Annotated in this window: 22 protein-coding genes and 1 tRNA gene; 3 read left to right on the top strand and 20 right to left on the bottom strand. The window is 73.0% G+C overall.

Annotated elements, in window-relative coordinates; translation table 11 throughout:
• Positions 1-4 precede the first annotated feature (4 nt).
• From rpmE to IF01_RS0109135, 9 genes are all read right to left on the bottom strand, one after another.
• Positions 5-226, bottom strand: a complete 222-nt coding sequence (gene rpmE / locus IF01_RS0109095; RefSeq protein ID WP_030392795.1) for a 50S ribosomal protein L31 — start codon at positions 224-226, stop codon at positions 5-7.
• Between the two features lie 166 nt (positions 227-392).
• Positions 393-1580 carry an LCP family protein gene (locus IF01_RS0109100; RefSeq protein ID WP_063764176.1) on the bottom strand — a complete coding sequence of 396 codons (1188 nt, stop codon included), beginning with the start codon at positions 1578-1580 and terminating at the stop codon, positions 393-395.
• A gap of 147 nt (positions 1581-1727) precedes the next feature.
• Positions 1728-3842: a transcription termination factor Rho gene (gene rho / locus IF01_RS0109105; RefSeq protein ID WP_030392797.1), complete on the bottom strand. Its 2115-nt coding sequence runs from the start codon at positions 3840-3842 to the stop codon at positions 1728-1730.
• A 604-nt stretch (positions 3843-4446) separates the two neighbouring features.
• Complete coding sequence (gene thrB, locus IF01_RS0109110) at positions 4447-5382, bottom strand: homoserine kinase (protein ID WP_030392798.1); 936 nt, start codon at positions 5380-5382, stop codon at positions 4447-4449.
• A gap of 381 nt (positions 5383-5763) precedes the next feature.
• Positions 5764-6861 carry a threonine synthase gene (gene thrC, locus IF01_RS0109115; protein ID WP_045941643.1) on the bottom strand — a complete coding sequence of 366 codons (1098 nt, stop codon included), beginning with the start codon at positions 6859-6861 and terminating at the stop codon, positions 5764-5766.
• Positions 6862-6870: 9 nt separating this feature from the next.
• Positions 6871-8163: a homoserine dehydrogenase gene (locus IF01_RS0109120; RefSeq protein WP_030392800.1), complete on the bottom strand. Its 1293-nt coding sequence runs from the start codon at positions 8161-8163 to the stop codon at positions 6871-6873.
• A 139-nt stretch (positions 8164-8302) separates the two neighbouring features.
• On the bottom strand, positions 8303-9697 hold the full coding sequence (lysA, locus tag IF01_RS0109125; RefSeq protein WP_030392801.1) for a diaminopimelate decarboxylase: 1395 nt from the start codon (positions 9695-9697) through the stop codon (positions 8303-8305).
• An 87-nt stretch (positions 9698-9784) separates the two neighbouring features.
• Positions 9785-11440 (bottom strand): arginine--tRNA ligase, encoded by a 1656-nt coding sequence (gene argS / locus IF01_RS0109130; RefSeq protein ID WP_030392802.1) that lies wholly within the window; start codon positions 11438-11440, stop codon positions 9785-9787.
• Positions 11441-11527: 87 nt separating this feature from the next.
• Positions 11528-11965 (bottom strand): response regulator, encoded by a 438-nt coding sequence (locus tag IF01_RS0109135; protein WP_051741136.1) that lies wholly within the window; start codon positions 11963-11965, stop codon positions 11528-11530.
• A 194-nt stretch (positions 11966-12159) separates the two neighbouring features.
• Between IF01_RS0109135 and IF01_RS0109140 the strand changes: the two genes are divergently transcribed.
• Positions 12160-12231 (top strand) — tRNA-Arg (locus tag IF01_RS0109140).
• A gap of 138 nt (positions 12232-12369) precedes the next feature.
• Here IF01_RS0109140 and IF01_RS43685 read toward each other — a convergent pair.
• The 6 genes from IF01_RS43685 to IF01_RS0109170 all read right to left on the bottom strand — a co-directional run bounded on the left by IF01_RS43685 (position 12370) and on the right by IF01_RS0109170 (position 19492).
• On the bottom strand, positions 12370-13215 hold the full coding sequence (locus tag IF01_RS43685) for an LppX_LprAFG lipoprotein (RefSeq protein ID WP_030392804.1): 846 nt from the start codon (positions 13213-13215) through the stop codon (positions 12370-12372).
• Positions 13216-13301: 86 nt separating this feature from the next.
• Positions 13302-13517: a hypothetical protein gene (locus tag IF01_RS0109150; protein WP_030392805.1), complete on the bottom strand. Its 216-nt coding sequence runs from the start codon at positions 13515-13517 to the stop codon at positions 13302-13304.
• A 575-nt stretch (positions 13518-14092) separates the two neighbouring features.
• Entirely contained in the window at positions 14093-15088 is a 996-nt protein-coding gene (locus IF01_RS0109155; RefSeq protein WP_051755036.1) for a trypsin-like serine peptidase, read from the bottom strand.
• A 158-nt stretch (positions 15089-15246) separates the two neighbouring features.
• Positions 15247-16803 carry an MFS transporter gene (locus IF01_RS0109160; RefSeq protein WP_051741140.1) on the bottom strand — a complete coding sequence of 519 codons (1557 nt, stop codon included), beginning with the start codon at positions 16801-16803 and terminating at the stop codon, positions 15247-15249.
• Between the two features lie 190 nt (positions 16804-16993).
• On the bottom strand, positions 16994-18718 hold the full coding sequence (locus IF01_RS0109165; protein WP_030392808.1) for a DUF885 domain-containing protein: 1725 nt from the start codon (positions 18716-18718) through the stop codon (positions 16994-16996).
• A gap of 84 nt (positions 18719-18802) precedes the next feature.
• Positions 18803-19492, bottom strand: coding sequence for a rhomboid-like protein (locus IF01_RS0109170; RefSeq protein ID WP_051741143.1), 690 nt, complete (start codon positions 19490-19492; stop codon positions 18803-18805).
• A gap of 231 nt (positions 19493-19723) precedes the next feature.
• Between IF01_RS0109170 and IF01_RS0109175 the strand changes: the two genes are divergently transcribed.
• Positions 19724-20473, top strand: a complete 750-nt coding sequence (locus IF01_RS0109175) for a TetR/AcrR family transcriptional regulator (protein WP_037779415.1) — start codon at positions 19724-19726, stop codon at positions 20471-20473.
• 139 nt (positions 20474-20612) lie between these two features.
• Here the strand turns inward: IF01_RS0109175 and IF01_RS0109180 are convergent, their stop codons facing one another.
• Positions 20613-21473 carry a fumarylacetoacetate hydrolase family protein gene (locus tag IF01_RS0109180; RefSeq protein ID WP_030392811.1) on the bottom strand — a complete coding sequence of 287 codons (861 nt, stop codon included), beginning with the start codon at positions 21471-21473 and terminating at the stop codon, positions 20613-20615.
• Positions 21474-21764: 291 nt separating this feature from the next.
• Between IF01_RS0109180 and IF01_RS0109185 the strand changes: the two genes are divergently transcribed.
• A complete protein-coding gene (locus IF01_RS0109185) occupies positions 21765-22466 on the top strand; it encodes an MBL fold metallo-hydrolase (protein ID WP_030392812.1) in 702 nt (233 codons plus the stop codon).
• On the opposite strand, the gene IF01_RS0109190 is transcribed toward IF01_RS0109185, so the two are convergent.
• From IF01_RS0109190 to IF01_RS0109205, 4 genes are all read right to left on the bottom strand, one after another.
• Positions 22422-23636, bottom strand: a complete 1215-nt coding sequence (locus IF01_RS0109190; RefSeq protein ID WP_051755038.1) for a serine/threonine-protein kinase — start codon at positions 23634-23636, stop codon at positions 22422-22424. The genes IF01_RS0109185 and IF01_RS0109190 overlap by 45 nt on opposite strands.
• Before the next feature lie 139 nt (positions 23637-23775).
• Positions 23776-24765 carry an ABC transporter substrate-binding protein gene (locus IF01_RS0109195; protein WP_030392814.1) on the bottom strand — a complete coding sequence of 330 codons (990 nt, stop codon included), beginning with the start codon at positions 24763-24765 and terminating at the stop codon, positions 23776-23778.
• 37 nt (positions 24766-24802) lie between these two features.
• Positions 24803-25555: an amino acid ABC transporter ATP-binding protein gene (locus tag IF01_RS0109200; RefSeq protein ID WP_030309219.1), complete on the bottom strand. Its 753-nt coding sequence runs from the start codon at positions 25553-25555 to the stop codon at positions 24803-24805.
• A 65-nt stretch (positions 25556-25620) separates the two neighbouring features.
• Positions 25621-26637 (bottom strand): amino acid ABC transporter permease, encoded by a 1017-nt coding sequence (locus IF01_RS0109205; protein ID WP_051741147.1) that lies wholly within the window; start codon positions 26635-26637, stop codon positions 25621-25623.
• Positions 26638-26651: the final 14 nt, after the last annotated feature.

Here is a 26651-nt window from a genome sequence, read left to right on the forward strand (position 1 = left end):
AGCGCTAGGCCTTCGCGCTGTGCTGCTTGCCGAAGCGGGCCTCGAAGCGGGCGACGCGGCCACCGGTGTCGAGGATCTTCTGCTTGCCGGTGTAGAACGGGTGGCACTGCGAGCAGACCTCGGCGCGAATCACGCCGCTGGTCTCGGTCGAGCGGGTGGTGAACTCGGCACCGCAGGTGCAGGTCACGTGGGTGAGCACGTACTCGGGGTGAGCGTTGGACTTCAAGGGGTTCTCCTAGTGTTCGGGAGGGCACCGGGTCGGCGGCGGGGACGCCGCTCGTGAACCGGGACCGACGGACCAGTCTGCCAGGACCGGCCGCTTCTTCCCAAACCGGGGGGCGCTCCGGGATATTCCGGACCCCGGCGGGGGCGGGCCGGGGCTCGCCCGGGGCTCAGCCGTGCCGGGCCGGGGCGGTCGCGGGCGCCGTCGTGGGTGCCGTCGTGGGTGCCGTCGTGGGCGCCTTGGTGGGTGCCTTGCTGGGCGCCTTCGACGGGGCGGTCGCGGGCGCCTTCGCCGGGGCCGTGGGGGTGGCCTGGGCTGGGTTCGAGGGCTGGGCGGCGGTCACGCTCTCGGGGACCGGCCGGTCGGCCTTCAGGGCCGCCCAGAGCTGGTCGGCCTGCGGCTGCAGCTCGACCACCCGGTCCGGGTCGCCGGGGGCGGCCGTCACCGGCAGGGTGACCATGCCGAGCTGGTCCGGCCCGATCCCCTTGAGCTGCTCGCCCAGGCCGACCAGGGAGTTCACCGAGGCGAGCGCGGAGTCGGTAGTGATCGAGCGGGTCAGGGTGTCGCCGACCGACCAGAGCTTCACCGGATTGGTCAGCAGCCCCACGCCGCCGGCCTGCTTGAGCAGCGAGCGCACCATCTGCTTCTGCAGCTCGATCCGGCCGAGGTCGCTGCCGTCCCCCACGCCGTGCCGGGTGCGGACGAAGGCGAGCGACTGCTTGCCGTCGAGGTGGTGCTCGCCGGGCTGGAGGTCCAGTCCGCTGTCCTTGTCGTGGATGGCCACCGTGGTGGTCACGGTGGCGCCGCCCACCGCGTCCACGAGCCGCGCGAAGCCGGCGAAGTCGACCTCTACGTAGTGGTCCATCCGCAGCCCGCTGAGCTGCTCGACGGTCTTGACCGCGCAGGCCGCGCCGCCGGCCTCGTAGGCACTGTTGAACATCGCGCGCTTGGCGGCCGGCACCGCCCTGCCCTGCCGGTCGGTGCACTCGGGGCGCGGGACGAGGGTGTCGCGCGGTATGGAGACCACGTCGGCGCGCGAGTGGTCCTGGTTGACGTGCAGCACCATCGCGGTGTCCGAGCGGGCGGTGCCACCGGTGTCGCCGCCGGCCAGGTCCGCGTTGCCGCCGTCCCGCGAGTCCGAGCCCAGTACCAGCAGGTTGAACGAGCCGTCGGTGGCCGTGGGCGGGCGGGAGGTGCCGAGCCGGCCGTCGATGTCGACGCTCTTGATGTTGCCGTCCAGCCGCAGGTACGCGTACCCGGCGGCCCCCGCGCCGAGGACGACGAGCGCGACGGACCCGCAGGCGGCCGCGCGCACGAGCTTGCGGCGGCGGCTCGGGACCCTCTTGTGTTCGGCCATACGGTCCAGAATAAATCGGACAAGATGCCTGAAAGAGTCCAGACTGTCCCAAGTCTGGAACAAACCTCCGGAACGAACACCGGCCCGGAACGCGGCGAGCCCCGGGCCGCTCGCGCGGGCCGGGGCTCGTCCGTGTACCGAGGAAGGTCAGTCGCTGGACCCGGGGGTCGTCTTGGCGATCTGCATCAGGAACTCGGCGTTGCTCTTGGTCTGCTTCATCTTGTCCAGCAGCAGCTCGATCGCCTGCTGCGAGTCGAGCGCGTGCAGCACCCGGCGCAGCTTCCAGACGATGGCGAGCTCCTCGCCGCCGAGCAGGATCTCCTCCTTGCGGGTGCTGGAGGCGTCCACGTCGACGGCCGGGAAGATGCGCTTGTCCGAGAGCTTCCGGTCGAGCTTGAGCTCCATGTTGCCGGTGCCCTTGAACTCCTCGAAGATCACCTCGTCCATCCGCGAGCCGGTCTCGACCAGCGCGGTGGCCAGGATGGTCAGCGAGCCGCCGTTCTCGATGTTGCGCGCGGCGCCGAAGAACTTCTTCGGCGGGTACAGCGCGGTCGAGTCGACACCACCGGACAGGATGCGGCCGGAGGCCGGCGCCGCCAGGTTGTAGGCGCGGCCCAGACGGGTGATCGAGTCCAGCAGGATCACCACGTCGTGGCCCAGCTCCACCAGGCGCTTGGCGCGCTCGATGGCCAGCTCCGCGACGGTGGTGTGGTCCTCGGCCGGGCGGTCGAAGGTCGAGGAGATGACCTCGCCCTTCACCGACCGCTGCATGTCGGTGACCTCTTCCGGACGCTCGTCGACCAGGACGACCATCAGGTGGCACTCGGGGTTGTTGTGGGTGATCGCGTTGGCGACCGCCTGCAGCACCATGGTCTTGCCGGTCTTCGGCGGCGCGACGATCAGACCGCGCTGGCCCTTGCCGATCGGCGACACCAGGTCGATGATCCGGGTGGTCAGGATGCCCGGGTCGGTCTCCAGGCGCAGCCGGTCCTGCGGGTACAGCGGGGTCAGCTTGTTGAACTCGGGGCGGCCGCGGCCGCTCTCCGGGTCCATGCCGTTGACGGAGTCCAGCCGCACCATGGCGTTGAACTTCTCGCGGCGCTCGCCGTCCTTGGGCTGGCGCACCGCACCGGTGATGGCGTCACCCTTGCGCAGGCCGTTCTTGCGGACCTGGGCGAGCGAGACGTAGACGTCGTTCTGGCCCGGCAGGTAGCCGGAGGTGCGGACGAACGCGTAGTTGTCGAGGATGTCCAGGATGCCCGCGACCGGGATCAGGACGTCGTCCTCGCCGATCTGCGGCTCGACGACACCGGCCTCGAAGCCCTCGCGGCGGCCGCGGCCCCGGCGGTCGCGGTAGCGGCCGCGGCGGCCGCGCCGGCCGTCGCCGAACTCGTCGTCGTCGAAACCGCCCTGCGGCGCCTGCGACTGCGGCTGGGCCTGCTGGGTGGCGGGCTGGCGGCTCTGCTGGCCCTCGCCCTGGGCGCCCTGCTGGCCGCCCTGGCGGTCGGCACGGTCGGTGCGCTCGGGGCGGTCGGCCCGGTCCCGGCGGTTGCGCCGGTCGCGGCGCGACTCGCGCCCGTCGCCGTCCTGGCCGGCCGGGGCCTCGGCGGTCTCCTGGCGGCCCTCGCGCTCGCCGCCCTCGCGGCGGTCGCGACGGTCCCGGCCGTCGCGGCGGGTCTCGGTGCGACCCTCCTCGCGGCCCTCCAGGGCGCGGGCGCCCTCGGGGCGGGCCTCGGCCTGCTTGGCCTCGGTCGCCACGGCGGCGGGCGCCTCGGTGGCCTCGGCGGTCGGGGCGCCGGCGGCCGAGGTGGCCCGGCGGCGGGTGCGCTCGGCGCGGGCCGGCGCGGCGGTCTCGGCGGCGGCCTGGACCGGGATCTCGATCTGGGCCTGCGCCTCGGCGGCGGCCGGGGCCTCGGCCCGGGCGGCGGCGGCCTTGGTGGTCCGGCGGGCGGGCTTCTCGGCGGCCGGCTCGGCGGTCTCGGCCTTGGCCGCACGCTTGGCGGCCGGAGCGGCGGTGGCGCCGGCGAGGAGCGGGTCGCCCCCGCTCTTCTCCTTGATGGTCTCGATCAGCTGGCTCTTGCGCATCCGCCCGGTACCGGTGATGCCCAGGTCACCGGCGAGCTTCTGCAGCTCAGCCAGGACCATGCCGTCCAGGCCCGCGGCGGCGGTGCGGCGGCGCCGCGCCGGGGCCGCGGGGGCGGCGGCGGCGTCCGACGCCTCGGCGTCCGGGCGCGCGCCCATCAGATCGGTGGTGTCGCTCACTAAGGGTCCTTCCCTGGAGCGGACGTCGGCCTGTCTGGCTCGGCGACCGGTTGTGCTGTCCTGACCAACGCTCGACTGCGTCGGTCCGAGGCGGTGTTCCCCCGGACGGCGGTGCCGGTCGGGGGAGAGCTGCGAGGTGCGGTGCTAGAAGCACGGTGGTGCTGAGTGGCGTGGCGGGACGGTCGTGTGCCGACCCTCCCCCCGGCCGCCGGCCGGGAGCTGCCCCCACGCTGCCTGCGAATCCCGGGCCCCCGTCGCGTGACGGTCGCCCGCGCTCCGCCCGTCCTGTTCCTCCAGGTGGGAGGCCGCGGGGTGGGAGTCAGGTGCCGTCACGGCTTCGGGATGCGGCCGCAAGTCGCGCAGGCAGGCTGCGTACGCGCTGCGGTGGGCTCCCGGAGAATCGTCGCCCCGTGCATCGCCTGGACTCCGCTGACGCGGAGTGCTGGGATCGGGACGCGGCGCACCGAGCCCCGGAGGGCACCTGGTGCAGCAATGAGGTTAACACTACCGACCCCCTCAGACATTCCCCAGCCTTGCGCTTGCCAATCGTGTCCGGACGGCCCGGTGCCGGTGCACCGGGAGGGACCGCCGCGGACGGGGCGTTTCAGACGTCGAGCGGGAGCACCGAGGCTCCGGTCCGGTCGAGTTCGAGCCGGTGGGCGTCGAACGCCGGGCCGCCGGCGCCGTGGTCGGCCGCGAAGTCCAGCACCTTCTGCACGCCCGCCTCGTCGGTGAGCGCGAGCACGGTCGGACCGGCGCCGGAGATCACGGCGGGCACGTTCTCGGCCCGCAGCGCGGCCACCAGGGCGGCGCTGTCCGGCATCGCGGAGGCCCGGTAGTCCTGGTGGATCCGGTCCTCGGTGGCGGCGAGCAGCAGGTCGGGGCGCCGGGTCAGCGCCTCGACCAGCAGCGCGGACCGGCCCGCGTTGGCGGCGGCGTCGGCCAGCGGAACGGTCCTCGGCAGCAGCCCGCGGGCGGTCTCGGTGAGCACCTCGGTGGCCGGGACGAACACCACCGGGACGACCTCGGCGGAGGGCTCCAGGGCGATCGCCCGGGCCCGGTCCTCCTCGGTCCACGCCACGGTGAAGTTGCCGCGCAGGCAGGCCGCGACGTTGTCCGGGTGGCCCTCCAGCTCCGAGGCGAGCGCCAGCAGCGCGTCGTCGTCCAGGGCGGACGGGCCGCCGATGGTGACGGCGCGCGCGGCGACGATGCCGGCGCAGATCGCGGCGGACGAGGAGCCCAGGCCGCGACCGTGCGGTATGCGGTTGGCGCAGACGACTTCGAGGCCGCGCGGCTGGCCGCCGAGGCGGTCGAAGGCGGCGCGCATCGAGCGCACCAGCAGGTGGCGCTCGTCGCGGGGAAGCGTTTCGGCGCCCTCGCCCGCGATGTCGACGGAGAGCCCGGAGTCGGCGACCCGGACGACCACGTCGTCGTAGAGGCCCAGGGCGAGTCCGAAGGCGTCGAACCCCGGACCGAGGTTGGCGCTGGTCGCGGGGACCCGGACCCGGACGGCGGCGGCACGGAACGCAGGACCGGCCATGCGGTGGACTCTCCTGGGGAAATCGGGCGGCGCGAAGCGCGTCGGTGCGAGGGCGGGGAGCGGGCCGCGGGGCCCCGGCCGGGGCGGGCGGTCACATTCGGTGGTGCGGCCCAGAATGGGGTCGGACCCGGGGCATGTGCCACACGGCCGCACCCAGAGTATCGAAGACAGGTTCCACAGCGGTACACCCCGTGGGCCTTCGATCTGGTGTGTTGCCGGTTCTGGCCGGAATTCATGCCGGATTCGGATCCGAATCCAGCACTGAATTGACACAAAAGTGTCAGTCGAGAACGAGACCGGGCCGACCCCCGAAAGGGTCGGCCCGGGGTGGGGGGATGTTCATCCACCCGCCGTCCGCGAGGTGTTTCGCCGGACGCTCCGTCAGTCGAGCAGGCCCAGCTGCCGGGCGGCCGCCTCGGGGTCGATCGGGACGATCCGGGGCTGCGGCGCGCCGGCCACCGCCCAGTCCGGGTCCTTGAGGCCGTTGCCGGTCACGGTGCAGACGATCCGCTGCCCCGGGTCGACCAGGCCGGCCTCCGCCTTGGCCAGCAGCCCGGCCACCGAGGCGGCCGAGGCGGGCTCCACGAAGACGCCCTCCTGGGAGGCCAACAGCCGGTACGCGGACAGAATCTGACGATCGGTCACCTTGTCGATGAGACCGCCCGATTCGTCCCGCGCGGCGAGCGCGAAGTCCCAGGAGGCCGGGTTGCCGATCCGGATCGCGGTGGCGATGGTCTGCGGCTTCAGCACCGGGGCGCCGTCCACGATCGGGGCCGAGCCGGAGGCCTGGAAGCCCCACATCCGCGGCGTGCGGGTGGCCAGGCCGTCCGTCGCGTACTCGCGGTAGCCCTTCCAGTACGCGGTGATGTTGCCCGCGTTGCCGACCGGCAGGACGTGGATGTCCGGGGCGTCGCCGAGCATGTCGACGATCTCGAAGGCGGCGGTCTTCTGGCCCTCGATCCGGACCGGGTTCACCGAGTTGACCAGCGCCACCGGGTACTTCTCGGACAGTTCACGCGCAAGGGTGAGGCAGTCGTCGAAGTTCCCGTCCACCTGGAGGATCTTCGCGCCGTGCACCAGCGCCTGGCCCATCTTGCCGAGGGCGATCTTGCCCTGCGGGACCAGTACCGCCGACACCATCCCGGCCCGCACCGCGTACGCGGCGGCGGAGGCGGAGGTGTTGCCGGTGGAGGCGCAGATGACGGCCTGGGCGCCGTCCTCCTTCGCCTTGGAGATGGCCATCGTCATGCCGCGGTCCTTGAAGGACCCGGTCGGGTTGGCGCCCTCGACCTTGAGGTAGACCTCGCAGCCGGTGCGCTCGGACAGCACCTGGGCGGGGACCAACGGGGTGCCGCCCTCCAGCAGGGTGACCACGGGGGTCGCCGCGCTGACCGGCAGGCGGTCCCGGTACTCCTCGATCAGACCCCGCCACTGGTGGGTGTGGGTACCTCTGGCGGCGTTCTCGGCAACGCTGCTCATCATCTGTTCCTATTCCCCTTCGACCCGCATGGTGCTGGCCACGTCGCGCACGCTGTCGAGTGCGCGGAGCTTGTCGACCGTCGCCGACAGTGCGGCGTCGGTCGCACGGTGGGTGACCACGACGAGCGAGGCGTCGCCGTCGCGGCCCTGCTGGCGCACGGTGTCGATGGAGACGCCGTGCTCGGCGAAGACGGAGGCGACCTGGGCGAGCACCCCCGCGCGGTCGTCGACGTCCAGGCTGACGTGGTAGCGGGTGACGACCTCGTCCATCGGCTTGGCCGGCAGCTGGGTGTACACCGAGTCGCCGGGACCGGTGGCACCGGCGAGCTTGTTGCGGCAGACCGCGACGAGGTCGCCGAGGACCGCCGAGGCGGTCGGCGCGCCGCCCGCGCCCGGGCCGTAGAACATCAGCCGGCCGGCCGCCTCGGCCTCCACGAACACCGCGTTGTACGCCTCGCGGACCGAGGCCAGCGGGTGGGACAGCGGGATCATCGCCGGGTGGACCCGCGCGGTCACCGACTCGCCGTCGGCGGCCCGCTCGCAGATCGCCAGCAGTTTCACCACGCAGCCCATCTCCTTGGCGGAGGCGATGTCGGCGGCGGTCACCTCGGTGATGCCCTCGCGGTACACGTCCGCGGCGGTCACCTCGGTGTGGAAGGCGATACCGGCCAGGATCGCGGCCTTGGCGGCGGCGTCGAAGCCCTCCACATCGGCGGTCGGGTCGGCCTCGGCGTACCCGAGCGCGGTGGCCTCCTCCAGCGCCTCCGAGTACCCGGCGCCGGTGGTGTCCATCTTGTCCAGGATGAAGTTGGTGGTGCCGTTGACGATGCCCAGCACCCGGTTCACCCGGTCGCCGGCCAGCGACTCGCGCAGCGGGCGCAGCAGCGGGATCGCGCCCGCCACCGCGGCCTCGTAGTAGAGGTCGACGCCGGCCGCGGCGGCGGCCGCGTGCAGCTCGGTGCCGTCCTGGGCGAGCAGTGCCTTGTTGGCGCTGACCACCGAGGCGCCCTGCGCGAACGCCGCCAGGATGAGGTTCTTGGACGGCTCGATGCCGCCCACCACCTCGATCACCACGTCGATGTCGCCCCGGTTGACCAGGGCCTCGGCATCGGTGGTGAGCAGGTGCTCGGGCACGCCCGGGCGGACCCGCCCCTGGCGCCGGACCGCGATGCCGGCGAGCTCGACCGGCGCGCCGATGCGCGCGGCGAGGTCGGCGGCGTCTGTCGTCATGATGCGCGCCACCTCGGAGCCCACCACACCACAGCCCAGCAACGCCACCTTCAGCGGCCGCGTACGCATCATCCGACTCCGCTCTGCATTCGTCGTTCTTCGGTCGCTCCGGCGGGCATTTCGGTGTCCCGCCGGACTTTCGGTCTGTACCAGTCTCCGGGACTTTCCGTACGGATCTACGGTCGTTCCATGATCTGAGACAAGGATTTCGTCATCCGATATCGAGACGCAGGAGATCCTCCTCCGTCTCGCGCCGGACGATCACCCGGGCCGCACCGTCCCGGACTGCGAGCACCGGAGGCTTCAGGGCGTGGTTGTAGTTGCTCGCCATCGAGCGGCAGTAGGCGCCGGTGGCGGGCACCGCGATCAGGTCGCCGGGGGCCAGGTCGGCCGGCAGGAAGGCGTCCCGCACGACGATGTCGCCGGACTCGCAGTGCTTGCCGACCACCCGGACCAGCATCGGTCCGGCGTCACTGGTGCGCGACACCAGGGCGACCGTGTACTCGGCGTCGTAGAGCGCGGTGCGGATGTTGTCGGACATCCCGCCGTCCACGCTGACATAGGTGCGCAGACCTTCGAGCGCCTTGACGGTGCCGACCTCGTACAGGGTGAACGCGGTCGGGCCGACGATCGCCCGGCCCGGCTCCACGCTCAGCCGGGGGGCGGTGAGGTTCGCGGCGGCGCACTCGCGGCGGACGATGTCGGCCAGCGCGGCCGCGATCTCGGCCGGCTCGCGCGGGTCGTCCTCGCTGGTGTAGGCGATGCCGAGGCCGCCGCCGAGGTCGATCTCGGGCAGCTCGACGCCGTGCTCGTCGCGGATCGAGGCCAGCAGGCCGACCACCCGGCGGGCGGCCACCTCGAAGCCGGCGGTGTCGAAGATCTGCGAGCCGATGTGCGAGTGGATGCCGCGCAGTTCGAGGCTCCCGGGGTGCGCCAGCACCCGGCGGACGGCCTCGGCGGCCGCTCCCCCGGTCAGCGAGAGGCCGAACTTCTGGTCCTCGTGCGCGGTGGCGATGAACTCGTGGGTGTGGGCCTCCACACCGACGGTGACCCGGATCAGCACCGGCTGGCGGACGCCCTGGCGTCCGGCTACGGCCGCCAGGCGCTCGATCTCCTCGTAGGAGTCGACCACGATGTGCCCGACCCCGGTCTTCACCGCGTTCTCGAGCTCGTCCACCGACTTGTTGTTGCCGTGCAGCGCGATCCGCTCCGGCGGCATCCCGGCGGCCAGCGCGACGGCGAGTTCGCCGGAGCTGCACACGTCGAGGTTGAGGCCCTCCTCGTGCAGCCAGCGCACGACCGCCTTGGAGAGGAACGCCTTGCCGGCGTAGTAGACGTCCGCGTCGGTGCCGAAGGCGTCCCGCCAGGCGCGCGCCCGGGAGCGGAAGTCGGCCTCGTCCATGACGTAGGCCGGGGTGCCGAACTCGGCGGCGACGCGGTTCACGTCCAGGCCGCCGACGGTGACCACGCCGTCGGCACCGCGCGCGACGGTCTCCGACCAGACCTTGGGGTCGAGCGCGTTCAGGTCGGCCGGCGGGGCCTGGTAGTGGCCCTCGGGCAGGACGTCACCGTGCCGGGGGCCTGCGGGATGTGCGGAGCGAGACATGTCCTCGGTTTCCTCGACCTATGGCGAGGGGCGGCGACGGTCCCCGTTGACCGTCAGCCGCCCCCGCAGTGCGCATGGGGGTGGTGCCTACATCCGCTCGGGCGACGTCACGCCAAGGAGCGTGAGCCCGTTGGCGATGACCGTGCGTGTCGCGTCGGCCAGCCAGAGCCGGGCGTGCGTGAGGTCGGTGACCTCCTCGTCGCCCTTCGGCAGGATCTGGCAGTTGTCGTAGAAGCGGTGGTACTCGCGGGCGAGCTTCTCCAGGTACGTCGCGACGTGGTGCGGCTCGCGCCACTCGCCGGACTTGGCCACCACGCCCGGGAACTGGGCGAGCTCGCCGAGCAGGTTGGACTCCCACTCGGTCGCCAGCAGCTCCGGTTTGAAGTCCGCGCTGCGCGTGATGCCCTTCTCCACGGCGTTGCGCTGCACCGAGCACATCCGGGCGTGCGCGTACTGCACGTAGAAGACCGGGTTCTCGGCCTTCTGGCTGGTGACCAGGTCGATGTCGATGGTGATCGTGGAGTCGGTGGAGGAGCGCGCCAGCATGTAGCGGGCGGCGTCCACGCCGATCCACTCGACGACGTCGTCGATCGTGATGATGTTGCCGGCGCGCTTGGAGAGGCGGACCTCCTGGCCGTCGCGCAGCATCTTCACGAACTGGCCGATCTTGACCTCGATGTTCCGGTCCATGTCGTCGCCCGCGCAGGCGGCGATGGCCTTGAGCCGGTTCACGTAGCCGTGGTGGTCCGCGCCCAGCATGTAGACCGAGACCTCGGCGCCCCGGTCCCGCTTGGACAGGTAGTACGCGGCGTCGGCGGCGAAGTAGGTGGTCTCGCCGTCGGCCTTGATCAGGACGCGGTCCTTGTCGTCGCCGAAGTCGGTAGTGCGCAGCCAGATCGCACCGTCCTGCTCGAAGACGTGGCCCTGCTCGCGCAGCCGCTCCATGGCCTTCTCGACGGCGCCGGAGTCGTGCAGCGACTTCTCCGAGAACCAGACGTCGAAGTGGGTGCCGAACTCCTCCATCGAGCGCTGGATCTCGGCCACCATGAGCTTGAGGCCCTCGGTGCGGAAGACCTCCAGCTGCTCGCCCTCGGAGAGGTCGAGCACGCCCGGGACGCCCTCGACGATCGCCTTGGCGATGTCGGCGATGTACTCGCCGACGTAGCCGTCCTCCGGGACGGGCTTGCCGTTGGCGGAGGCCTGGAGCGACTTGGCGAACTTGGTGATCTGCACACCGGCGTCGTTGAGGTAGTACTCGGTGGTGACGTCGGCGCCGGTGGCCTTGAGGATGCGGCCCAGCGAGTCGCCGACGGCCGCCCAGCGGACGCCGCCGATGTGGATCGGGCCGGTCGGGTTCGCGGAGACGAACTCCAGGTTGATCTTCAGGCCCTTGAGAGCCTCGTTGCGGCCGTACGCCGGACCGGCCTCGACGATGGTGCGCGCCAGCTCGCCCTGGGTGGCGGCGTCCAGCGTGATGTTCATGAAGCCCGGACCGGCGATGTCGACCTTGGTGACGCCGGTGATCCCTCGCAGGCGCTCGGCCAGCAGTTCGGCGACGGCTCGCGGCGGCTTGCCGGCCGGCTTCGCGAGCTGGAGGGCCACGTTGGTCGCGTAGTCGCCGTGGTCCCTGTTCTTGGGCCGCTCGATCGTCACGTGCTCGGGCACGGCGACGGCCAGCTCGCCCGCCTCGACGGCGGCGCTCACTGCGGCCTGGACTGCCTGGGAAAGCTCTGCGGGGGTCACGACGCCAAGCGTAGGCGAGAGGGGGTGGCCCCTCGCCACTCGGTTTGCCGGTTGAGACACCGGGGCACCCCGCTCGGGCCCGGTCACTCAGGCCCGATCACTCCGGCCTGTTCGCCCAGGGCGAAACCCGTCCACCGCCCCGCCGTCCCGCTCGCGCTCCATCAGCCGCCGCACCAGCGCGACCAGGTCCGCCGGATCGAAGGGCTTGCCGAGGTAGCCGTCCACCCCGACCGACTCCCCCAGGTCCAGATCGGCCGGCGAGCAGGCGCTGACGATCGCGATCGGCAGCAGCCGCGTCCCCGGCGCCGCCCGCAGCCGGGCCGCCGTCCGCAGGCCGTCCAGCCTCGGCATCATCACGTCCAGCGTCACCACGTCGGGCTTCACCTGGCGGACCACCTCCAGGCACTCGGCACCGTCGGCGGCGGTCACCACCTCGAAGCCCTCGAGCTCCAGGTTGACCCTGATCAGCTGGCGGATCACCTCGCTGTCGTCCACCACGAGGACCCGCCCGGACACTCCCGACACCTCACCGAGGGTATCGGCGGGCCCGCCGCCCCGTCCGGCCTTTGGCCACTTCCGCCCGGACCGCCTGCCCCGGGCCCGTCCTCGGTCTCGTCCCCGACCTCGGGTCGGACCTCCGCGAAACCCGTGCACGGAGCACGGCGCGGGCCTGGTAGTGTTCTCCACGTCGAAGCGAACGCGACGACAACAACGAGCAAGCCCCCGTAGCTCAGGGGATAGAGCACCGCCCTCCGGAGGCGGGTGCGTAGGTTCGAATCCTACCGGGGGCACTTCGCAAGAAGTGCAGAACAGGCCCAGGCCAGTGGCGAGTTGCCACGGGACTGGGCCTGATTCGTTTTTCCGGCGCTCCCCGGCGGTGACGCCCGGTCAACCCGTGGGGCCGGGGCGCGGCCCCACGGGTGCGACGGTCAGCTCGCGGCGGCGGCACCCGCGCCGGCGGGGGCGGCGAAGGTCTCGGCGGGGCCGAAGTCGGTGAAGGTCACCTTGTTGACGGTCTTGGCGCCCTTGAGGACCACACCCTGCTCGACGTACCGGGTACGGCCCTGGGCGTCGATCCACTGGTCGAAGTCGAAGCCGGTGATGCCCTTGGCCTTCGACGAGCGGTAGGTGCGCGGGTCGATCTCGGCGATCTGCTCCAGGTCGACGTGGCCGGACAAGTGCTGCGTCGGGACGCCGTCACGGGTCTCCGCGCCCTTGCGGGCGGCCGGACCCTGGGCCAGCAGCAGCTTCGCATAGACCGTGTAGTCGAGCGCCGAACCCTCGGCGGACTTCGGCGCCTTGATCCACTGCTCGTCCGGGCCCATGCGGGTGTACGTGGCGTCGGCGGTGGTCACCGTCTCGACCACGAGGTCGGCCTCGGCGATCTTCATCTCGCCGCGACCGGTGTAGGCCGTGTTGAGGTTCTGCCGGGCGGTGGTGATCCCGGCAGCCTTGCCCCCGACCTCGGTGATCATCTTCAGGGAGACCGCGTAGGGCTCCTTGCTCGCGTTCTCCACGGCCTTCGCCGGATCGAAGTCCCCGGCCGGAGCGGCGGGGGTCGTGGCGACCGGCGCCGGGGTGGTGACGACCGGGGTCGGGGTCGGAGTCTCGGTGGCGGTGGGCGAGGGGGCGGCCGCGGTGGTCGCGGGCGCGGTGGCGGCGGTGGTCGCCGGGGCGGGGGCCGCCGCGTCCTTGTTCTCGGTGTCGTTGCAGGCGGTGAGCGCGGCCAGGGCGACGGCGGTCGCGGCGGCGGCGAGCACGGTGGTACGGCGCATCGTGGTGGAACTCCGGGGTGAACGGGCCGGCGGCCCGGTGAAGGTGAACGGTGGAACGGCTGCGGGGCGGTACACGCCCGGCGGGGTCAGTCGGCGAGCGGACCGGGCCCGGCGAAGGTCTCGGCGGGGCCGAAGCCCCCGAAGGTGGCGACGGCCGCGGTCCGCTCGACACGGCGGGTGCGGCCCCGGGCGTCGATCGCCTGGTCCAGGTCGACGCTCCTGGCTCCCGCCGTGCTCGGCTCACGGTGCGCCACCGGGAAGGCGGAGGCGGTCGCGGCGGCGAGGACCGTGCTGCGGCGCACGGTGGTGAAGGCCCCCCAAGGCGGAAACCGATGGTCAGTGCGCGGAGAGCTTCCCACAGGCCGCGGCCACCGGTCGAACCGGATTTCGATCCGGCGTCCCGGCGGCCCGACAAGGCTTCACGGGGCTTTCGGAGCCGTCCGCCAGTCGGTCCATCAGACGGGCGGCGCGGCAGAGCACTTCGCGCCCGACACCCTGGCCGGGGTGTTCGCGGACCCACCGAAAGCCGAGGTGGAAGACGCATTTCTTCGCGCTCAGGAAGTCGACCGGGTCGACTTCCCGCTCCGGGCTCGCTCCGGCCGAGCGCGGCCCAGCCTCGGAGGAAATCGGGTCCGGGGTTGGGAGTGGGAAGTCGACGCCCCCTACTTCCCAACTCCCGGGGGTTCTCCGGTGGCTCCCTTGCCGCTCGCAAGGGCGCCACCGGAGCCGACCTGCGTCACCACTGGAGTGGGAAGTCGGCCGGGCCGACTTCCTGTGCAAGGTCCGAAGCTGCCGGTCGGGCTCCGGCGGGGCCGGGGACGCGTTCCAGAAGGTCCGGCAGTGCTCGCAGCCTGGCGCCGGGCCCGCCGCAGCCGCTTCAGGAGGCGGCTGCGGCGGCCGCCTCCTGGTAGAGGGCCGCGATGGTGTGGTCGAAGTAGGCGCTGTAGGAGATGTCGTCGGTGTCGCCGCCCTGCTGGTAGCCGCCGATGGCGCCGACGACGTGGCCGGTGGCGGTGGAGATCCAGGGGCCGCCGCTGGTGCCGCCGGGGTAGTCCGGGCAGTCGACGACCCGCTGGTAGGCGCTCTGGCGGCCGGTGGTGTTGGTGCACAGCAGGGGCTGCTCACCGCCCGCGGGGTAGCCGTAGAGCCGGACGGTGGTGCCGAAGGGCTCGTCGGTGCCGAGCGTGTTGCCGCCGACCACGTCCTCGACCCGGCGGCCGCTGTCGTCGGCGGCGGTCTCCAGGACGGCGAAGTCCTCGTCCTGGTCGCCGCCGTGGGACCAGCCGGTGGTGGTGTGCACGGCGGTGACCCGCCAGGTGCCGTACGGGGCCTTGCCGTCGCGGTAGCCCGGGGCGAAGGTGACGCCGCTCGGGTCGTCGATGCAGTGGGCGGCGGTGAGCAGCAGGTTTCCGGTGGTGCTGTGCAGCACGCTGGCGGTGCAGAAGTGGTTGCCCGGGCGGACGGTGCCGGTGAACAGGGCGCCGACGGTGGCCGCCTCGGGGGTGGCCGGGGCGGTGGCGGTGGTGCCGAGGGGCCCGTCGGCGGGGGTGGGGGCGGCCGTCGTGGGCGCGGGCGTGGCCGTAGCAGTGGGAGTGGGCGTGGGCGCCGCAGACGCGGTGGCCGGATCCGGCTCCGAGGACACCGACGGCTCCGTCCCCGTGACCGGGACGGCCGCGGGGACGCTGGGCGTGCCCGGGACCGGCGGCGCGACGGTGGCCGAGGTGGCCGGGGAGGCGACGGCGGTGGCCCTCGGGGTCAGGCTGTGGGTGCCCACCACCACGACCGCCACGGTGAGGACGGACAGCGCCGTGGTGACCAGGGTCGGCGCCAGGAAACGGCGGCGGCGGGGAGTACGGCGGCGGTGCTGGCCCATGCTCGGTCGGCTCCTGCCCTGGTCGGCGGCGGTGCGGGGTCGGTCCCGACTATGGCGTCCCGAGCTGGGAGGGTCGTGATGCGTCGCTGGGAACGGCATGAGAATTCAGCCGGTCGCCCCCGTCCGGGCGGTCCGCGGGCGGGGGCGACCGGCTCGGGTCAGGTGGTCCGCTGTTGCTGGTGGGCCGTGGCCTGGGCCGGTGCCCCCGCGCTCGCCGGGGCCTCGGCGGCGGTGCCGGTCGCCCCGGTGGCCTCGCCCGGCGCGGGCCGGTGGTCGATCATCAGGAAGGCGATCAGCGCGGCCAGCAGCAGGATGCCCATGGCGACCCAGGTGGCGATCACATAGCCGTGCACCGCGCCCTGGGCCTGGACCGCCGGGTCCCCGGCGGTGGTGATCCGGGCGGCGATCCAGCTCGCGGTGGCACTGGCCGCGATGGTGTTGAGCAGCGCGGTGCCGAAGGAGCCGCCGACCTGCTGGGCCGAGTTGATGGTGGCCGAGGCGGCGCCGGCCTCGTTCGGCGCGACGCCGAGGGTGGCCAGGCTCATCGACGGCATGAAGATCAGGCCCATGCCGAAGCCGAGCAGCAGTTCGGCGGGCAGCACCATGCCGGCCCAGGGGCTGTCCACCTTCATCTGGGTCAGCCAGGCCATGCCGGCGGCGGCCAGCAGCAGTCCCGGTCCGATCAGGTTGCGGGACGGCACCCTGGTCATCAGCCGGGCCGCGAAGCCGGTGGAGCTGATGACGATGGCCGCCGTCATCGGCAGGAAGGAGACTCCGGACATCACCGGCGAGAAGTGCTTGATGACCTGCAGGTAGTAGGTCAGGAACAGGAACAGGCCGAACATGCCGATCATCGCCAGGCCGACCGAGAGGGCGGCGCCGCCGCGGTTGCGCTCGGCCACGATGTGGAGCGGCAGCAGCGCGTGCGGGGTGCGCTTCTCGACCAGGACGAACAGCACGAGCAGCAGCACGCCGAACCCGAGCGAGCCGAGCACCAGCCAGTCGCCCCAGCCTCGGGTGACGGCCTCGGAGGTGCCGTAGACGATGGCGAGCAGGCCGCCGCAGCCGAGCACGGCGCCGGGCAGGTCGAGTCTGGTCCGGGTGCCCTTGCCGATGTGGTCGCGGGTCAGCACGGAGAACGCCGCGAAGGCGGTGGCGATCGCGATCGGGGTGTTCACGAACAGGCACCAGCGCCAGTTCAGGTACTCGGTGAGCAGGCCGCCGAGGAGCAGGCCGATCGCGGCGCCGCCGCCGGCGATGGCACCGAAGATGCCGAAGGCGGTGCTCCGCTCCTTGGGATCGGTGAACGTCGTGGAGAGCAGTCCCAGGGCGGACGGGGCGAGCAGCGCGCCGAAGGCGCCCTGGAGGGCGCGGGCGGCGAAGAGCATGGTGGGCCCACTGGCGGCGCCGCCGATCGCCGAGGCGAGGGCGAAGCCGAGCAGGCCGACGGTGAAGACGCGCTTGCGGCCGAAGAGGTCGCCGAGGCGGCCGCCGAGGAGCAGGAGTCCGCCGAAGGCCAGCGTGTAGGCGGTGATCACCCACTGCCGGTCGGCGTCCGAGATCCCGAGATCCTTCTGGGCCGACGGGAGGGCGATGTTCACGATGGTGATGTCGAGGACGATCATCAGCTGGGCGATGGCGATGACGGCCAGGGCCCACCAGCGGCGGGAACCCGCCGTTCCATGACCGGTGGCAGCTTGGGCTTGGGAGGACACTTCGGGAGCCTTTCCGGAGGGGAGCGGAGAGGTCACGCAGTCGCCTTCAAGCCAAACTCGCCTCGCGGCGAATCGCAAGGAAAAAGCTCACCAAATCGGTTGAAATGGGACCAAAGAACCAGATCGACCGGGACCACGGCCCGAGTGGACCGAGGTCCCGGGAGCGTGCCCGGGACCTCGCGCCACAGCCCTAGAGCGCGGACAGCTCCGCGACCAGGTCGTCCAGGCCCAGCGAGCCCTGCGACAGCGCCGCCATGTGCCAGGCCTTGAGGTCGAACACCTCGCCGCGCGCCTCGTGCGCCGCCCTGGCCGCGGCCCGCCCGCGCAGCCAGGCCCGCTCGCCCAGCTTGTAGCCGATCGCCTGGCCGGGCAGGCCCAGGTAGCGGACCAGCTCGCTGTCCAGGAAGTCGGTGGACAGCCCGCAGTAGGTGCCGAAGAACTCACGGGCGGCGTCCGGCTCGACCCGCTCCCCCGGGCGGTACGGCGAGTCGGCCGGGAAGTCCAGGCCGGCGTGCATGCCGATGTCGACGATCACCCGCAGCGCCCGCATCATCTGCGCGTTGAGGTAGCCGAGCCGGTGGCCCGGGTCGGTGAGGTAGCCGAGCTCGTCCATCAGGCGCTCGGCGTACAGGGCCCAGCCCTCCAGGTTGGCGCTCACCCCGCCGAGGCTGACCTGGTAGGTGGAGAGCCGGTCCGCGACGTAGTTCCACTGCGCGAGCTGCAGGTGGTGGCCGGGGACGCCCTCGTGGTACCAGGTCGAGACGAGGTCCCACTCCGGGAAGCGCTCGCGGCCGAGGGTGGGCAGCCAGGTCCGGCCGGGGCGGCTGAAGTCCAGCGAGGGGGCCGTGTAGTACGGCGCGGCGGCGCTGCCGGCCGGGGCGATCCGGGACTCGACCCGGGTGATCGGCTCGGCCAGGTCGAAGTGGATGCCCTGGAGGTCGGCGATCGCGCTGTCCATCAGCCCCTGGAGGAACTCGCGGGCGGCCTCGGCGCCGAACCGGGCGGGGCCGTCGGTCTCCAGCCACTTCATCGCCTGCATCGGGTCGGCGCCCGGCTTCACCTTCTCGGCCTCGGTGCGCATCTGGGCCAGCAGGTCGTGGAACTCCTGCCAGGCCCAGGAGTAGGCCTCGTCGAGGTCGAGGTCGGCACCGGTCCAGTAGCGCACCCAGCGGCCGTAGCGCTCGCGGCCGACGGTGTCCGGGGCATCGGCGGCGGCCGGGCCGTAGACCTCGCCCAGCCAGTCGCGCAGGGCCACCAGGGCCTCGGCGGCGGCCGTCGCGTGGCCGGACAGCTCCGCGCGCAGCGACTCGGGGGCCTCCCGGACCAGGTCGCCGAACCAGCCGCCCGGGGTGTCGCCGTCGAGCCACTCGCCGAGCTGGCCGATCACCGTGGTCACCTGGCGGGGGCCGGAGAGCAGACCGCGCGCGATGCCCTCGGCGAGGGTCGCGCGGTACCCGGCGAGCGCCTCCGGCACCCGGGCGAGGCGGCGGCCGAGGATGCCCCACTGCTCCTCGGTGTCGGTGGGCATGAGGGTGAAGACGTCACGGAGGTTGTGCAGCGGCGAGCCCAGGTTGTGGACGGCCCGGAACCGCTCGCCCGCGTCGTGGACGGCGAGCTCGGCGACGAGCCGCTCGCGCAGCAGGCGGGCGCAGCGCCGTTCGGCCTCGTCCCGGGCGGCATCGGCCGTGGCGGCCTGGTCGAGTGCCGCCTCGGCCTCGTCGAGCCGGGCCAGGGTGGAGCGTCCGAGGTCCGCGATCGCCTCGGCCCCGGCCGGGGAGAGGTCGGGGAGGCGGTCGTCCTCGGGGTTCAGGCCCAGATACACCGCGGTCAGCGGGTCGAGCTCGGCGAGGTCCCGCACGTAGGCGTCGGCGACACGGCGGGGGGTGGTGCCGTCGGAGCTGATCAGTTCAACCATCCGGACATCATTTCGTGGCACGCGCCGTTTGCAAGCCCCTACCCGGTGGCATGGACCGGCCAATTCGCTCCCGTCGACGCGGGCTCACCCGTCCGAGCGAACCCGCCGCCAGTGCCGCAGCGCTCGGCCCGGGTCCCACCTGGACCGTCCGTGTGCGAAACGGAAGAAGCAGAGACCGATCAGCACGGCGCTGAAGTGCCCGAGGTCCGTGAACGTGTGCGAGACCACCAGGGGCACCAGATAGAAGACGACGACCCCGGTGCCGTACAGCCACCGCCAGCCGCCCGCGAACCGGTAGGTGAGCACCGCGACCACCCCCGCCAGCGCGTACGAGACCCCGACGTCCACCGTCTCGGCCATGCTCCGCTGCAAGGTCCCCCGGACGATCCCCCAGGCGACCACGCCCTCGCTCACCAGGGTCGCCAGCACGTGCGCGGTCGCCGCCACCACGAACCAGCGCGCGGTGCCCAGCCAGCGCTCGGCGTTGGCGTGGAACACGGTGAACAGCACCGCGTACAGCGGCCAACTGGACGTCTCGGTCCACAGCGCGCTGGCCACCAGGGCGTGCACCGGGCGCGAGCGCAGCTGCTCCAGATTGGTCGAGCGGGCGGCCAGGAACCAGTCCAGGGTGTGCTGGTCCATCCGGGCCACCGCCAGGCTGGTGACCCCCAGCACGAGCAGCCACAGGTACGTCCCCGGCGCCGAGCGCACCCACGCCAGGAGCGCCCCGCGCAGGCGGCGCGCGCGGGGCGGCCGTTCCAGCGTGTGCGCCATCCGGCGGGCCTCCTCGGCAGGGCGGCGGGGTGCGTCCCATCATCCTCGGCCGGAGGCCGGTGGAGCGCCTCCCGGAGGCGTCCCCCGGGGCCGCCCCGGCACGGCCCCGCGCGGACCTCCGGCCGGGCCGTCCCGGGGCGGGGCGGACCGCCCGGACAGGCGCAAACGCCCGTTCGGAAGATCGGTGCACACCCGGCTCCGATCCGGCCCGGGGCCGTTACGCTGACCGGCATGGAAGCCAGCTCAGCGCCCGTACCGCCAGCCCCCGAACCGGCCGCCAGACCGCGGCGCGCCGGGTACCGGCGGCTGCCGGTGCAGCAGCGGCGCGAGCAGCTGATCGCGGTGGCCCTGGAGCTGTTCGCGCACCGGGCGCCCGAGGAGGTCGGGCTGGACGACGTGGCGCAGGCCGCCGGCGCCTCCCGGCCGCTGGTGTACCGCTACTTCGCGGGCGGCAAGCAGCAGCTGTACGAGGCCGCGCTGCGCAGCGCGGCCGAGGAGCTCACCGGCCGGTTCGTGGTGCCGCTCGCCGGGACCCCGACCCAGCAGCTGTCCGCCGTCCTGGAGAGCTACTTCGCCTTCGTCGCCGAGCACGGCACCGGCTACTCGGCGCTGCTGCGCGGCGGCTCGGTGGTGGAGACGGCCCGCACCTCGGCGATCGTGGACGACGTCCGGCGGGCGGCGCTGAAGCGCACGCTGCGCCACCTCGGGGTGCGGCAGGCCGGGCCGAGGCTGACCCTGCTGGTGCGCTCCTGGATCGCGGTGGTCGAGGGGGCCTCGCTGAGCTGGCTCGACGAGGGCCGGGAGGTCCCGGTGGACGAGCTGCGGGAGTGGCTGGTGGACCAGTTCGTGGCGATGGCGGCGGCGACCTCGCTGCACGACCCGCAGACCGCCGAGGTGCTGGCCGGGCTGCTGGCCCTGGAGGGCGCGGACTCGCCGCGGACGGCCCGGCTGCGGGCGGCGCTGGGCGGCCCGGCCGCGTAGTGCGCCGGACGCGGCAGCGCGGCAGAGGCGCGGACAGCGGCGTCCGGGGTCCGGCGTCCGGCGTCCGGACAGCGGCGTCCGGCGTCCGGCGTCCGGGGTGCGGCCCGACCCCCGTGCCAAGGGTCGGGACGGCGGACGGCTACGCCTTGCCGAGCACCTGCCGCTGCCGGCCGAGCCCGTCGATCTCGATCTCGACGATGTCGCCGGGCGCCAGGTACGGCGTTCCCGGGCGGCCCAGGGTGACCCCGGCCGGAGTGCCGGTGACGATCACGTCGCCCGGCTCCAGCACCATGAACTGGCTCGTGTAGCGGACCAGCTCCAGCACCGGGAAGACCATCCGCTCGGTGGAGCCGTCCTGGCGCAGCTCCCCGTTGACCCACAGCCGCAGCGGCAGCCGCTGCGGATCGGCCACCTCGTCGGCGGTGACCAGCCACGGCCCGAGCGGGGTGAAGGTCTCCGCCGACTTGCCCTTGTCCCACTGGCCGCCGCGCTCGAACTGGAAGGCCCGCTCGGTGACGTCGTTGGCGATGGTGTAGCCGGCGATCACCCCGGCCGCCGCCGCGTGGTCCGGCAGGTAGCGGGCGGTCCGGCCGATCACCACGGCCAGCTCGGCCTCGTAGTCGGTCTTCTCGCCGCCGCGCGGCACCAGCACCTCGTCGTACGGGCCGACCACGGTCGAGCTGGGCTTGAGGAAGATCACCGGTTCGTCCGGGATCGCCGCGCCCGCCTCGGCCGCGTGGTCCCGGTAGTTGAGGCCGATGCCGACCACCTTGCCGGGGCGCGCCACCGGCGGGCCGACCCGCTGCCCGCCGATCTCGGCCACCGGCAGCCGGCCGGCCGCCACCTGCCCGGCCAGCGCGGCCGCGCCGTCACCGGTCAGTCCGGCGAGGAAGTCGCCGTCGATGTCCGCGGTCACCCCGGAGAGGTCGTACGCGGTGCCGTCCTGACCCAGCACGACCGGGCGTTCGGCGCCCGGCGGGCCGACGCGGAGAAGCTTCATCCGATCCCCACCTCCTAGTTCGTCGAGTTCGTCGCAGCGTGCCGGGCTTCGGACCCGGGCCGCCCGGAGGCGGCGCGGACCGTGCCCGGCCCCTGTGCTGCGAGGTATATCAACGGCGCGCCGCCCCGGACCAGACCGTCCCGATCGGCGAAATCCTCCCAACCGTCCGAGCCCGGTACCGGCCGCACTGGGTGCCCGTACGGTTGACAGCCGGCCGACCGTCCCGCCGGATCGTCACGCCAGGGGCGAACACCCGGTCGAACGGCCGCCGCCCGGGGCACGATCGATCCCATGGAGATCACCCGCATCCGACCCGAACTGACCGTCGTCACCCTGGACTTCGGCACCGTCTACCTCTGGCGCGACGAGGACGGCTCGCTCACCCTGATCGACACCGGCCCCGCCGGGCAGGCCGACGCCATCGAGGCGGCGATCCGCGCCGACGGCGCCGACCCGGCCGCGCTGCGCACCGTCGTGCTCACCCACTACCACGAGGACCACGCCGGATCGGCCGCCGAACTCTCCCGGCGGCTGGGCGCCGAGGTGGTGGCCCACCGGCTGGAGGCCCCGGTGCTCCGCGGCGAGCAGTTGCCCCGGCCGATGGTGCTGAGCCCCTTCGAGCAGGAGATCTGGGACAGCCTGCCGAAGCTGCCGCCCGCCCCGCCGTGCACGGTCGACCGCGAGGTGGCGGGCGGCGAGAAGCTCGACTTCGGCGGCGGCGCGGTGGTGGTGCACGTGCCGGGCCACACGGACGGCTCGATCGCGCTGCACCTGCCGGAGCGGGGCGTGCTGTTCACCGGTGACATCGCGGCCAACGTCGAGCAGCGCACCATGCCCGGCGTCTTCAACGCCGATCCGGCGCTGGCCGTGGAGTCCTTCCGCCGGCTGTCCGAACTGGAGGCGGACACGGTGCTGTTCGGGCACGGCGTGCCGATCGCCGAGGGCGGCTCAGCCGCTCTGCGCCGTGCCGTCGAGCAGCTCGGCCAGCACTAGCGGACGGGCCGGGTCGGGCGCGGCGTCGGTGCTGTCGCGCTCCCACCGCTCCAGGTCGCGACCGACGTCCTCGCGGGCCCGCGGGTGGCCGTCCAGCGCGGGCAGCAGCTCGCGCAGCAGGGCGACGGCCGCCCGCGGCCGGCCCGAGCGGGCCAGCCAGAGCGCCAGGTCGTGGCAGGTGCGCAGGGTCCGGGGGTCGGAGGCCCCGAAGGCCCGGGCGAACTGCGGGATCAGCGCGACGAGTTGCTCGGCGGCCCGCTCGGGCGAGCCGGCCGCGCCGCGCCGCCAGGCGTCGTCGGCCTTCTGCCGCAGCGCCTCCGGGTCGCTGCCGCCCTTGCGGTCCCGCAGCGCCTTGAGGTCGCGCAGCCGCTGCCGGACCTCGGCGGCGTCGGCGGGCCGGTCCTCCGCCTTCTTGGCGAGCAGTTGGAGGATCAGCCGGTCCAGGGCCGGGTCGGCGGTGTCCGGGGACAGCGGCTGCTCGTGGAGGTGCGCGTACATCATGGTGACGGCCTGGTCGGCGTTGAACGGGCGGCGGCCGGTGCACAGCTGGTAGAGCACCACGCCGAGCGCGTAGAGGTCGGCCCGGCCGTCGATCGGCAGGCCGGCCCAGCACTCGGGCGCCAGGTAGACCGGCGTGCCGATGACCACGTCGGTGGAGGTGAGTCCGCCGGCGGCGGGCTGGGAGAGCAGCCGGGCGATGCCGAAGTCCAGCACCTTGGCCTCGCCGCCGTCGGTGATCATGATGTTCTCGGGCTTGATGTCCCGGTGCACCACGCCGTTGCGGTGCGCGGCGTCCAGCGCCTTGCAGATCTGCCGCACCCACCGCAGCGAGACCGCCGGCTCCGGCAGGCCGTCGCGCATCACCTGGGCCAGCGAGCGGCCCCGGACCAGCTCCATCACCAGGTAGTGGGTCGACCGCGCGCCGTCCTGCACCCGCCCGTAGTCGTACAGGGTGACGATGTGCGGATTGGAGAGCAGGCCGACCGTCCTGGCCTCGCGGATGAACCGGCCGACCGCCTCCTCGTCGCCCGCCTTCTCGTCGGAGAGCACCTTGAGCGCGACCGCCCGCCCGATGGTCTCGTCGTGGGCGGCCCAGACCACACCGAACCCGCCCCGGCCCAGCTCCCGGTCCAGCCGGTAGCGGCCGCCCACGACATCGCCCGCCTGCATGCGTTCCCCCACCAAGTCCGCCGGAATCGAACACCGTTCATCCTGACCGGGTCACGATAGCGGCGGGGAGCGGCACCCGGGTGAACGACCCCGGGACCGCTCCCCCGCGGCGGTCCCGGGGGCCGCCCCGGGGCCCTCGCTACGGCTGCTTGGGCTTGGGCAGGCCGACCGGGTTGACCTCGGAGGTGGGCACCGCCTCGGCGTCCAGGCCCCAGCGCTTCAGCACCTGGGCGTAACTGCCGTTCTTGATCACCTCGTTGATCGCCCCGTTCAGTGCCCCGACCAGGCCGCTGTCCTTCCTGGTGGTCGCCCCGATCTTGCCGAGCACCTCGGCGCCGCCGCCCGAGTAGGTGCCGATGACCTCGGTCTCGCCGGTCTGCACGGCGTGGAAGGCGGCCACCGGGTTGGGGCCGACGTAGGCGTCGATCCGGCCGGAGGAGAGCGCCAGGTAGTAGTCCGAGGAGTTCTGGTAGTACTTGATGTCGGCCGGCTTCAGGCCGTTCTTGGTGTTCTCCTCGTTCCAGGCGATGAGCAGCTTCTCCTGGTTGGTGCCGGAGGCGACGGCGACGGTCTTCCCGGCGATGTCCTTGGGACCGGTGACCTTCCAGCCGGTGCCCTTCTTCGCCTCGAAGCCGAGGATGTCCAGCCGGTAGGTGGCGAAGTCGTACTTCTCCTTCCTGGCCTCGGTGACGGTGATGTTGGAGATGCCGACGTCGTACTTGCCGCTGTCCAGGCCGACGAAGATGTTCTCCCAGGAGACCGGGTTGAACTCGACCTTGAGGCCGAGCACATTGCCGATCAGCGAGGCGATGTCCGGCTCGACGCCGATCACCGTCCGGTCGTCGTTGGCGTAGAAGTCCAGCGGCGGCGTGGTGCCGAGCGAGTCGACGACGGTCAGCGTCCCGCGTCTCCTGATCTCCTCCGGCACCAGGGCGGCCAGGGCGTCCACCTTGGGCGTGGTCACCCGGTTCTGCTGCGGGGTGAGGTTCACCGCGGTGCCGTTCGGGGCGGTGCTGCCCTTGGCGGGAGCGAGGTCCGCCGCCGCGTCCGAGGAGCTGCCGCAGGCGGCCAGGGTGAGGGAGGCGGCGAGCGCGGCGGCGGTCACGAGGGCGCGACGGGGTAGGGACATGGCGGAACTCCTACGGATGGAAGGGGGGTGGGTGGACTCAGAGGACCTTGGCCAGGAAGGCCCTGGTCCGCTCGTGCCGCGGCTCGTCCAGGACCGCCCGCGGCGGGCCCTGCTCGACCACGACGCCGCCGTCCATGAAGACCACGGTGTCGGCGACCTCGCGGGCGAAACCGATCTCGTGGGTGACCACGATCATCGTGGTGCCGGCCCGGGCGAGGTCCTTGACGACGTCGAGCACCTCGCCGACCAGCTCCGGGTCGAGCGCCGAGGTCGGCTCGTCGAACAGCAGCACCTTGGGCTCCAGCGCCAGTGCCCGGGCGATCGCCACCCGCTGCTGCTGGCCGCCGGAGAGCTGCCGGGGGTAGGCGTCCGCCTTCTCGGCCAGGCCGACCCGCTCCAGCAGCTCCAGTGCCCGGGCCCGGGCCTCGGCCTTCGGCCGGCGCAGGGCGCTGACCGGCGCCTCGACGATGTTCTCCAGCACGGTGAGGTGCGGGAACAGGTTGAAGTTCTGGAACACGAAGCCGATGTTGGTCCGCTGGCGCAGGACCTCGCGCTCCTTGAGCTCGTGCAGCTTGTCCCCGGCCCGGCGGTAGCCGATCAGCTCGCCGTCGATCGCGACGAAGCCGCGGTCGACCTTCTCCAGGTGGTTGATGGCGCGCAGCAGGGTCGACTTGCCGGAGCCGGACGGCCCGAGCACCACGGTCACCGAGCCGGCCGGGACGTCGAGGTCGACGCCGCGCAGCACCGCGGTCGGGCCGAAGCTCTTCCACAGGCCGCGGACCTGCACCATCGACGGTGCGGCGACCGGCCCGTCCGCCGGGGTGTCCTCGACGCGCGGTTCCTTGACGACGGTGGTCATGAGCGGCCTCCGAGGGCGACGGCGGTGGCGGTGCGGGCGCGCAGGCCCCGGACGAGGGAGCGGGCCCGCTGGAGCGGGGTGGGCGGCGGGGTGCGGTCGGCGCCGCGGGCGAAGTACCGCTCGACGTAGTACTGGCCGATCGACAGCACGGTGGTCAGCAGCACGTACCAGACGGTGGCGACCATCAGCAGCGGCACCACCCGGCCGGTGCGGCCGTACACCACCTGCACCTGGTAGAAGAGTTCGCCGATCGCCATCACGTAGACCACCGAGGTGCCCTTGAACAGCGAGATCACCTCGTTGGCGGCGGACGGCAGGATGCCGCGCATCGCCTGCGGCAGGACGATCCGCCAGGCCTGCCGCCAGCGCGGCACGCCGAGCGCGGCGGCCGCCTCGCGCTGGCCGGGGTCGACGGCGATGATGCCGCCGCGGATGATCTCGGCGGCGAAGGCGGCCTGGTGCAGCCCGAGGCCGAGCACGGCCGCGCCGAGCGCGCCCAGCACCCCGATCGTCTCGAAGTCCCCGAAGGTGGGCCCGAACGGGATGCCGAAGCCGAAGCGCTTGTAGAGGTAGGAGAGGTTGAACCAGAAGACCAGCTGGACGATCAGCGGGATCGAGCGGAACACCCAGACGTAGGCCCAGGCGACGGTCTGCAGGATCGCGCTGCGGGAGAGCCGCATCGCGGCCACCACGGCGCCCAGCAGGAAGCCCAGCACGGTGCCGTAGGCGGTGAGTTCGACGGTGCGGCCGACCGCCCGCAGGATGGTGTCGGCGGAGAAGTAGACCCGGAAGGTGGCCCAGTCCCAGCCGGGGTTGGTGGCCAGGCCGTGGGCGAACTGGGCCAGGACGACGAGGGCGGCGAGGCCGGCCGCCCAGCGCCAGGGGTAGCGGGCGCGGACGGTGCGCAGACCGGCGAGTTCACCGAGGTCGAGCGGGGCGTCGGCGGGCGCGCGGTCGGGTTTCGAGCGGGTCGGGGTGCCGGTGGTGGTGGCGCCGGCGGTGGCGGTGGTCATGGGGGACTCCTCCC

It is taken from the genome of Kitasatospora purpeofusca (assembly GCF_000718025.1).
In the GTDB taxonomy this organism is placed as follows: Bacteria; Actinomycetota; Actinomycetes; order Streptomycetales; family Streptomycetaceae; genus Kitasatospora; species Kitasatospora purpeofusca.